This window comes from Kandleria sp., from assembly GCF_017934775.1.
GTDB classification, from domain to species: domain Bacteria; phylum Bacillota_I; class Bacilli_A; order Erysipelotrichales; family Coprobacillaceae; genus Kandleria; species Kandleria vitulina.
This window is the reverse complement of sequence record NZ_JAGBIX010000065.1, coordinates 1-9179: the sequence shown is the minus strand read 5'-3', so window position 1 is coordinate 9179 and position 9179 is coordinate 1. Positions and strand designations below refer to the sequence as shown.

Below are 9179 nucleotides of genomic sequence, written 5' to 3'. Positions count from 1 at the left end.
TTTGAAAGACGCTTTACTTGTTGTTTTACGGTAAGATGCATACAGCTTTCTCCTTTCTAAAGACTCGGAAATAGGATTTCCTGTATGTATATTATACCATATATTTTACTGATATTTATCCCACGGCCTAAAGGCACGTGGTTTTTCTGTCGGGAACTTTATAAAAAGAGAAACTATGTTATACTATCTATTTGTAAAAGGAGAAAGAATATGAAATCAGTATTATTTGATTTAGATGGTACATTAACAGATTCAAGTGAAGGCATTACTAAGTGTGCACAGTTGGCCTTAACACATTTCGGTATGCCGCAATATACAACTGAGCAGCTTAAAGTGTTTATTGGTCCACCTCTTCAGGATACATTCCCTAAATTCGGGGTACCAGAAGACAAAGTAGAAGAAGCAATTTCAGTATTTAGAAGTAGATATAATACCGTCGGTAAATTTGAAAATAGACCTTTTGATGGTATTGAAGATATGTTAAAGAAATTAAAGAATGATGGTTATCATCTTTTTGTAGCAACATCAAAGCCAGAAAGAACAGCGATTGAAATCATGAAGCATTTCCAGATTGATCATTATTTTGATTTAATATGTGGTGCCTCATTTGATCATAGCAGAGAAACAAAATCGCAGGTGATTGCCTATCTTTTAGAGCAAGTGGATACTCATAAGTCTGTGATGATTGGTGATACAGTCTATGATGTAAAAGGAGCCAATCATTTCGAAATACCGACTATCGGTGTATCCTGGGGATTTGGCAAGAATGAAGACCTTATTAAAGAAGGAGCAATTACGATTGCACATAGTCCAGATGAACTTTATAGAGATATAAAAAGAAGCTGCCAATAAGCAGCTTCTTTTCTATTTGATTGGATGAAAATCAAGATAGTAGGCATAATCTACAATGTACATATTGTCAGAATAGCCAAGACCAATAGGTAAGGCATGATGTGGTACATCATAGGCAATATGATTATAGATTGTTTCTACATCATAATGACCATTACCGATATTGCTATAATCGATGACATAACAGAAGAAGTCATCGTAATAGCATTCGATCATGTAATAATCGTTATCCTGTTCATCATAGTAATGTGAAACTTGTACTTTTTTCTTCATGATAATCTCTCTTTATGCAATATGTGCTGTAATAGTTTTTGAATAAGAACCATAGGCATCATTTTTATAGGCTCTTACTTTGATCTGATAATCGCCTGGAACAGTTAATGTGTAAGATAAATCATCAGTCTTTTTAGTCTGCCAATTATCTTCACCAGATTTTTTATAGGCGATTTCATAAGATGGGGATCCAGATACTTTACTGAATGATACAGTATTGTTTGAAATGGAAAGATTGCTTACTTTATCAGGAAGAACATAGTAGACAATCTTCTTTTCTCCGTCATAATCATTTGTTCCATAGATTGTAACAGCGTATTTTCCAATATCAACACTGTCTTCATATTCAACATTGTAGTTAGCGCCAATATGCAAGATTTCACGATCATATCTTACTAAAGCACCCGGTGTCTGTAGATTGCCATCGTATTTGAACTTAGTAGAAGATAGAGTGACATCCGCATTGTTGATATCACGGTTCTTGATCTTAAAAGATTTCGTAATCTTTCCACAGTAATTATTGATACCGTGAATGATAATCTTGTAGTTTCCTGCCTTGATACGATCTCCTTCATATTCAAGAGTGTAATCCTGACCTTCTGTAAGGATCTTATCTTTATACATGATTGTAGCAGTAGGTCTCTTTTCAGTACCATCGTAGATGTATGAATCATCATTTAATGTAGCATAGGCATTAATAAGATTTGTCTTGCCTTTATTTTTAAGATCCTCTACATGAGATACATACCAGTAGCTTGCAAAGTTCTGGATTGTAACTTTTCGAGCATACTTGATTGGCATTTCTTTCTTAGTCTTCTTGCTGGCAGGATCGCCACAGTAGAAGACACCGTCGTCATAGCGTGTCAGCAAGATACAGTGATTACCCTGATGGAATCCATTGTAGCCATCTCTTGCATAGATTGCTAATCCTTCAGGATGCTGATTAAGAAGGCTGATGACCTTCTCTTTCTTTTGTGCCATTGTCATGCCAGAGTTCATATCAAAGTTCTTATGTGTGATTGTGTAGGCATAACGAGAAGTACGATATGTAAATTTATGAGAAAGACCTGCGCCCCATCCAATTTTTCTCATTGATTCTTCAGTGATGGATGACCATTGAGGATCTTCAGCGAGAAGAGCTTTACGACGTACTGCCATCGTTGCAGATGCAAGCGTACAGGTTACTGATGTCTGCTGTGTTAAAAAAACATTCGAGTCACCAAGGTTAGTGGCACTTACGATTTCTGGAATAAATGTGAAACCGCCCAATCCTAAGAGGATAGCTAAGCCGACTGCGATAAGCTGTCTTTTCATAGTTTCTCCTTCCAATTCTTAAGAAATTCTTAACATACAAGCTTTATAATACTCTATAACACCTTTCGCCGTCAACCAATTTTCATAGTCAAAAAATGCAAAAAAACTGCAGATTATGCAGTTTTAGAAAAGTTCGAAATGTTTGAGAGCGTTGTAGACGCCATTATCATTGATATCAGTTGTTCTATAAGTAACATGATCAAAAATGACAGGATTGCTATTTCCCATGGCAATACTTTCTTTTGTGTATTCTAGCATGGCTAGATCATTTGTTGAATCACCGATAGAAATAGTGTTTTCCCATGGGATATCAAGCATATCGATGATTTTCTTGATTCCTGTGGCTTTTGAATATCCTAAAGGAATATTTTCTATAAAATTATCAGCGCGCTGAATAAATTCGAGGTCATTCTTGAAGGCGTTCTTGAATGTATCAATATCACTTTCTGGATAATACCAAAGGGCCATCTTATCAAATGGAACATAGTCTCCTTTGTCATATTCATAGACTGGGAAGCCCTGGCTCTTATAGCGATTGCGGAAGTTGATATTTTGTGGATCTCTTAGATTGTGAGGATACCATGTCCCTTCTTTTCCTTCTAGAACATTTTCTACGTCAGTAGCAATTGAGAGGTCTACTATTTTTCTTCTTAGTTCATCATCTATTTCATGATGGAAGACTTCTTCTCCATGATAGAAGATGTTTGTGCCACATCCACAAATAAAGCCATCTACATCAAGTTCACGGATCTGCTTTTCAATACTGCAGTAAGTACGTCCAGTATTGATAAAGAGAAGATGCCCGTTTTCTCTTGATTTCTTCATAGCTACCTTTGTGCTTTCAGGAATTGTAAATGTGTCTTCTGTTGAGATTGTTCCATCAACATCAAAAAATACGATTTTTTTATCCATAAAGTGCTCCTTTTTTTCATTTTATTATTTTACATCATAAAACGATTCGTTGCTAAATGCAATTGTTTACATTTTTGTATTGTGATAAAATAAAAAGCTATAAAGGAGTGTAGCGAATATGTACGAAGTGAAAAGAAAAGTAATATTGAACGATGCTGCCTTTGAGATGGACGTTTATGCACCTTTGGTTGCAAAAAAATGTGAACCAGGTCAGTTTATTATTGCTCGTGTAGGAGAAGATGGAGAACGTATTCCTCTTACTATTGGTGATTATGATCCAGAAAAAGGAACAGTAACTATTGTAGTACAGGCTGTCGGCTTTTCTACAAAACAGATGTTAAAATTAGAAGAAGGAGATTGCTTTACAGACTTTGTTGGACCTTTAGGTGTACCAACAAAATTAAATCCTGAACATAAACATGTTATTGGTGTTGCTGGTGGGATTGGTAGTGCCCCTGTTTATCCACAGCTAAAAAAACTTGCTGAAATGGGATGTAAAGTTGATGTTATTATTGGTGGTAGAGAAAAACAATATGTATTATGGGCAGAAAAATTTGAAAAATTCTGTGACCATGTCTACATTGCCACTGATAATGGTGAAGTAGGTACAAAGGGATTTGTTACTGATGTACTTCAGAAGTTAATTGATGATGGTGAAAAATTTGATGAAGTTATCGCCATTGGCCCTGTTATCATGATGAAGAATGTTGTAAGAGTCACTAAACCTTACAATATCCCAACTTCAGTTTCACTTAACCCAATTATGGTTGATGGTACTGGTATGTGCGGATGCTGCCGTGTTACTGTTGATGGAAAGATTAAGTTTGCTTGTGTAGATGGTCCTGACTTTGATGGATTAACTGTTGATTTTGATGAACTTATGGCAAGACAGAGAATGTTTAAGGAAGAAGAACATCATGTCAATGAAAATGCTGATCGTATCTGCAACTTAATGAGGGGAGTGGAGTAATATGCCAAATATGTCTAAAGAAAAAGTAAAAATGCCTGAACAGGATCCTCAGGTTAGAAATAAGAACTTTGAAGAAGTCGCTCTTGGATATACTAAAGAAATGGCAATGGAAGAAGCAACTCGTTGTTTAAACTGTAAGAAACCATTCTGTATGGATGGATGTCCAGTTAATGTTCCAATTCCTCGTTTTATTCAGGAAGTTGCTAAAGGTGACTTTGATAAAGCTTTTGATATTATCACAGAAGAAAATGCATTACCTGCTATTTGTGGACGTGTCTGTCCACAGGAAAATCAGTGTGAAGGTAAGTGTGTACGTGGACGTGCTAAAGGTTCTGAATCAGTTGCAATCGGACGTCTTGAAAGATTCGTAGCTGATTATCATCGTGATCATGGTAAAAAGGATGAAAGCAAGATTGTTAAAAATGGCAAGAAGGTTGCTGTTGTTGGATCAGGTCCATCAGGTATTTCTTGTGCTGGTGAACTTGCAAAACGTGGTTATGATGTAAAAGTATTTGAAGCTCTTCATAAGACAGGAGGAGTTCTTTCATACGGTATTCCAGAATTCCGTTTACCTAAAGCATTAGTACAGTATGAAATTGATACTGTCGCTGATATGGGTGTGGATTTTGAAACAAATGTCGTTGTTGGACGTACAATTACTATAGATGAATTGGAAGAAGAAGGTTTTGATGCTATCTTCGTAGGTTCTGGAGCTGGTCTTCCACGTTTCCAGGGAATTCCTGGTGAAAACCTTAATGGTGTTTACTCAGCTAATGAATTCTTAACTCGTGTCAATTTAATGAAAGGCTACATGTTCCCAGATCGTCCTACACCAGTAAAAGTCACAAATACTGTTTGTGTTGTTGGTGCCGGTAACGTGGCAATGGATGCTGCTCGTACTGCTAAACGTTTAGGAGCTGAAAATGTCTATATCGTTTATCGTCGTAGTGAAGAAGAAGCACCTGCTAGAAAAGAAGAGATTCATCATGCTAAAGAAGAGGGCATCATCTTTAAGTTCTTGACTAACCCTATTGAAGTCAAAGGTGAAGATGGATGGGTTAAATCCTTAGTATGCCAGGAAATGGAACTTGGTGAACCTGATGAATCAGGAAGAAGAAGACCTGTTCCTGTAGAAGGAAAGACTTTTGAAATTGAAACAGGTACATTCATTGTAGCTATCGGTCAGTCACCTAACCCATTAATCAGACAAACTACACCTGGATTAGATACACAGAAATGGGGCGGAATCATTGTTAATGAAGAAACAAATGAAACAAGCCGTGAAAATGTGTATGCTGGTGGAGATGCGGTTACTGGTGCTGCAACTGTCATTTTAGCAATGGGTGCTGGTAAGAAAGCTGCACAGGCTATTGATGAAAAATTATCTAAGAAATAAGATTTAGAAGAGTACAGATGTGCTCTTCTTTTTTTATTTCCTTTTCATTTCTTTATTATCATGATAAAATTGGGCTACAAAGTAGTAGGAGGTATGGAAAATGTACAGTCTATTGAAACCCTATGAAGCCATTGTAGATTTTTTAGGGGAAGCACTTGGTGATAATGTTGAGATTGCTTTGCATGACTTGACATCTCCTGAACAGGAAGTCGTAGCATTAGCTAACGGACATATTTCTGGCAGAACTGTCGGTGCTAAGCTTTCCAATCTCTCTATTCACTACCTAGAAACGAAACAGTACTTAGATAATGATTACGTGGTCAACTATAAGACCGCTGGACCTGATGGAAAGCTCTTAAAAGCTGCAACTTATTTCATTAGGGAAGAAGGACGAGAAATGCCTATCGGCATGCTTTGTATTAATGTCAATATTTCAGATCTTGAATATATTCAGACGACACTTTATAAGATTCTTGGTATCAAGGAAACGACTAAAGTTGAGTTTAAAAGAGATAACCCAATTGAAATTCTTTCCTCACCACTCGATGAAATGGTCGATAAGTATATTAAAGAATGTCTGACAGAAATGGGTATTCCATCTTATGTCTTGGTGGAAAGACTGAAAGTTGATGAAAAGATTAGAGTTGTAAAGTATTTACAGGCAAAAGGTACATTTAAGGTGAAAGGTGCTATTGCACTTGTTGCCGAAAAGCTTGATGTATCTGAACCAACGATCTATAGATACTTAAAGAAAATGTAGGAGGAAATTATGAGTGATCTTGTTTATGTAAGTGGACACAAGAATCCTGATACAGACTCAGTGTGTGCTGCTATTTCTTATTCTTATTTATTAAATAAGACAAAGAAATACAATGCTGTGCCAGTGAGACTTGGAGAGATTAGTAGAGAGACAGAGTATATCTTAAAAAGATTTAATAAGGATATTCCTATGCTTCTTAAATCTGTTAAACAGAAAGTAGAAGACTTGGATTATGATAAGGTAACTGTATTCTCTAAAGAATTAACATTAAAGACAGCTTGGTCTTTAATGAAAGCCACAAATTTAAAATCAGCACCTGTTATGGATGATCAGGGTAAATTATTAGGACTTTTATCATCTACAAATATCATTCAGGGATATATGGATGACTGGGATAGTGAAATTTTAAAGAAGGCTCATACCCCAATTGAAAATGTTGTTGATACATTAGCAGCTAAAGCATTGTATCTTAATGAAAACTTAAGAAGAATTCAGGGAACAGTGCATATTGTTTCTATGACAACTAATGGCGCAATGAACTATATTGAAGAAAATGATGTTGCTGTTATTGGTGGAGATAGAAAAGAAATGATCCGTCATTTAGCAGATACTAAAGTTGGATTAATCGTCTTAACTGGTCAGTTTGATATTGATGAAGAAGATTTATCATACTGTCGTGAACGTGGTGTTTCTGTTATCAGCACACCATACAATACATTTGTAACATCTCAGCAGATCATTCAGTCAATTCCAGTAGAATATGTTATGCAAAAGGGCGGATTAACAGTATTCTCAACTGATGACACTGTTGAATCTTTAAGAGAAGTTATGAGCAAGACAAGATATAGAAGCTATCCTGTTGTTGATCTTAACGGTAAAGTAGTGGGAACAATTTCTCGTTATGCATTAATCAACGGTGATCGTAAGAAGATCATTCAGGTTGACCACAATGAAAGAGGTCAAGCTGTAGATGGTATTGAAGAAGCTGAAATTCTTGAAGTTATCGATCATCATAGAATCGCTGACTTCCAGACAGTGGGACCAGTATATTACAGAGCAGAACCTCTAGGATGTACATGTACAATCATCACAAAGATGTTTGATGAAGAAGGTGTAGATATCCCTGCTGATATCGCTGGATTGATGCTTGGAGCTATCATTTCTGATTCATTGCTATTCAGAAGTCCAACATGTACACCATATGATAAGAAGACAGCTTATCGATTAGCTAAGATTGCTGGTGTTGATCCAGTTGAATTTGGTATGGATATGTTCAAGGCTGGTACTTCTCTAGTTGGTAAGTCAGTAGAAGAAATCTTTAACCAGGATTATAAGAAATTCAATATCGGTGATGCTAAAGTTGGTGTTGCTCAGGTTAACACAATGGATATTGAAGGATTTGCTTCATATAAGAAAGATATGCTTGCTTATATGGAAAAAGTCTGTGAAGAAAATGAATTTGATTTCGCTATGTTATTGCTTACTGACGTTATCAATGCGACAAGTGAAGTCTTTGTAGCAGGAGATAAGCCAGAATATGTAGAAAAGGCATTCAATTGTCATTTAGTAGATTCTCAGGCTAACTTGCCAGGCGTTGTTTCTAGAAAGAAACAGGTTGTACCTGCAATCACAAATGCTATTGGATAATGATTAAAGTTGACAATCACAAAGATTGTCAACTTTCTTTTTTTCACAAGACATGCTATATTTTATAGTACATAAGGGAGAATTATATGCGATTAGATAAATTTTTAAAGGTGTCCCGTATTATCAAAAGAAGGACGCTATCTAAAGAAATTGCGGAAGCAGAGCGTGTTAAGGTTAATGGGAAGATGGCTAAGCCATCTACGAAATTAAAGATCAATGATGAAATAGAAATTGCCTTTGGACGATCAATCTTGAAAGTACGTGTCAAGGAATTAAAGAATCATGTATTAAAAGATGAATCTGGCGATCTATATGAGATTATTGAAGAAATAAAGATACCCTATGAATAACATTCTTTGTATTCATAATCTTTAGTGATATAATAAATAAGAGGTGATTGTTTATGTCTGCTAAGAAAAAAGTTGCTGTGTATAACCTGATATGGACAGTATTATTGTTTTTTATTGCTTTTATGTGCGTGTTTACAGTTTTTTCTAGAATAAAGACAATCTGGGATAAGCAGGCAAGCTATAATCATCTGCTAGTAACAGAGAAGAAATTGAAAAAAGAAAGGCAGTCGCTTGAAACTGAGGTCAAGAATCTTGATGATGATGACTATGTTGTCAAGTATGCGCGAGATCATTACATCTTTACTGAAGGTGATGAAAAAGCGGTCATTCTACCAGAGAAGAATCATAAGAAATAAGCGTTGGCTTATTTCTTTTCATAAATAGAATCCTTTCGGTTGTCGTAGGCGGAAACCCACTGCCTTTGGGCGGTGGGAGGAGCCTTGTAAATTCGTAGCCATTAACCTTGGCTTTCGATATACTTTTGATATCATATATTTAGTGAAATGGTAATGAGGTACATTATGGAACAAATGACAGTTACGGCTAAAATTCAGATATCCGTTAATGCAGACAGTAAGGCCTTGCTTGATGAAACCATGTCTGTTTATTCTGATGCCTGCAATTATGTATCTGACTATGTGTTTCGTACTCACGACTTAAAGCAGTTTTCACTTAACAAGATTTTGTATTCCACGCTCCGAGAGA

10 protein-coding genes and 1 pseudogene are annotated in these 9179 nt (G+C 36.1%); 8 read left to right on the top strand and 3 right to left on the bottom strand.

All coding sequences use genetic code 11. The features are described from left to right. The first annotated feature begins 210 nt into the window (after positions 1–210). Positions 211–852, top strand: coding sequence for an HAD-IA family hydrolase (locus J6L95_RS07225; RefSeq protein WP_287458600.1), 642 nt, complete (start codon positions 211–213; stop codon positions 850–852). A 12-nt stretch (positions 853–864) separates the two neighbouring features. Here the strand turns inward: J6L95_RS07225 and J6L95_RS07220 are convergent, their stop codons facing one another. The 3 genes from J6L95_RS07220 to J6L95_RS07210 all read right to left on the bottom strand — a co-directional run bounded on the left by J6L95_RS07220 (position 865) and on the right by J6L95_RS07210 (position 3351). Next, a complete protein-coding gene (locus J6L95_RS07220) occupies positions 865–1125 on the bottom strand; it encodes a hypothetical protein (protein ID WP_029071197.1) in 261 nt (86 codons plus the stop codon). Positions 1126–1137: 12 nt separating this feature from the next. Beyond that, entirely contained in the window at positions 1138–2439 is a 1302-nt protein-coding gene (locus J6L95_RS07215; RefSeq protein WP_287458599.1) for a fibronectin type III domain-containing protein, read from the bottom strand. Between the two features lie 123 nt (positions 2440–2562). Next, the gene (locus J6L95_RS07210; protein ID WP_287458598.1) at positions 2563–3351 is read right to left on the bottom strand and encodes a Cof-type HAD-IIB family hydrolase; all 789 of its coding nucleotides are present in this window, start codon (positions 3349–3351) and stop codon (positions 2563–2565) included. Between the two features lie 118 nt (positions 3352–3469). Between J6L95_RS07210 and J6L95_RS07205 the strand changes: the two genes are divergently transcribed. The 7 genes and pseudogenes from J6L95_RS07205 to J6L95_RS07175 all read left to right on the top strand — a co-directional run. Then, positions 3470–4321: a sulfide/dihydroorotate dehydrogenase-like FAD/NAD-binding protein gene (locus J6L95_RS07205; RefSeq protein ID WP_029071200.1), complete on the top strand. Its 852-nt coding sequence runs from the start codon at positions 3470–3472 to the stop codon at positions 4319–4321. A 1-nt stretch (position 4322) separates the two neighbouring features. Beyond that, positions 4323–5717 carry an NADPH-dependent glutamate synthase gene (gltA, locus tag J6L95_RS07200; protein WP_029072800.1) on the top strand — a complete coding sequence of 465 codons (1395 nt, stop codon included), beginning with the start codon at positions 4323–4325 and terminating at the stop codon, positions 5715–5717. Positions 5718–5817: 100 nt separating this feature from the next. Then, entirely contained in the window at positions 5818–6477 is a 660-nt protein-coding gene (locus J6L95_RS07195) for a helix-turn-helix transcriptional regulator (RefSeq protein ID WP_287458597.1), read from the top strand. 9 nt (positions 6478–6486) lie between these two features. Further along, entirely contained in the window at positions 6487–8124 is a 1638-nt protein-coding gene (locus tag J6L95_RS07190) for a putative manganese-dependent inorganic diphosphatase (protein WP_287458596.1), read from the top strand. Positions 8125–8210: 86 nt separating this feature from the next. Then, on the top strand, positions 8211–8474 hold the full coding sequence (locus J6L95_RS07185) for an RNA-binding S4 domain-containing protein (protein WP_029071204.1): 264 nt from the start codon (positions 8211–8213) through the stop codon (positions 8472–8474). A gap of 53 nt (positions 8475–8527) precedes the next feature. Further along, positions 8528–8830 carry an FtsB family cell division protein gene (locus J6L95_RS07180; RefSeq protein WP_031589312.1) on the top strand — a complete coding sequence of 101 codons (303 nt, stop codon included), beginning with the start codon at positions 8528–8530 and terminating at the stop codon, positions 8828–8830. 165 nt (positions 8831–8995) lie between these two features. Beyond that, a pseudogene (locus J6L95_RS07175) lies at positions 8996–9179 on the top strand (RNA-guided endonuclease TnpB family protein); the annotation flags it as partial.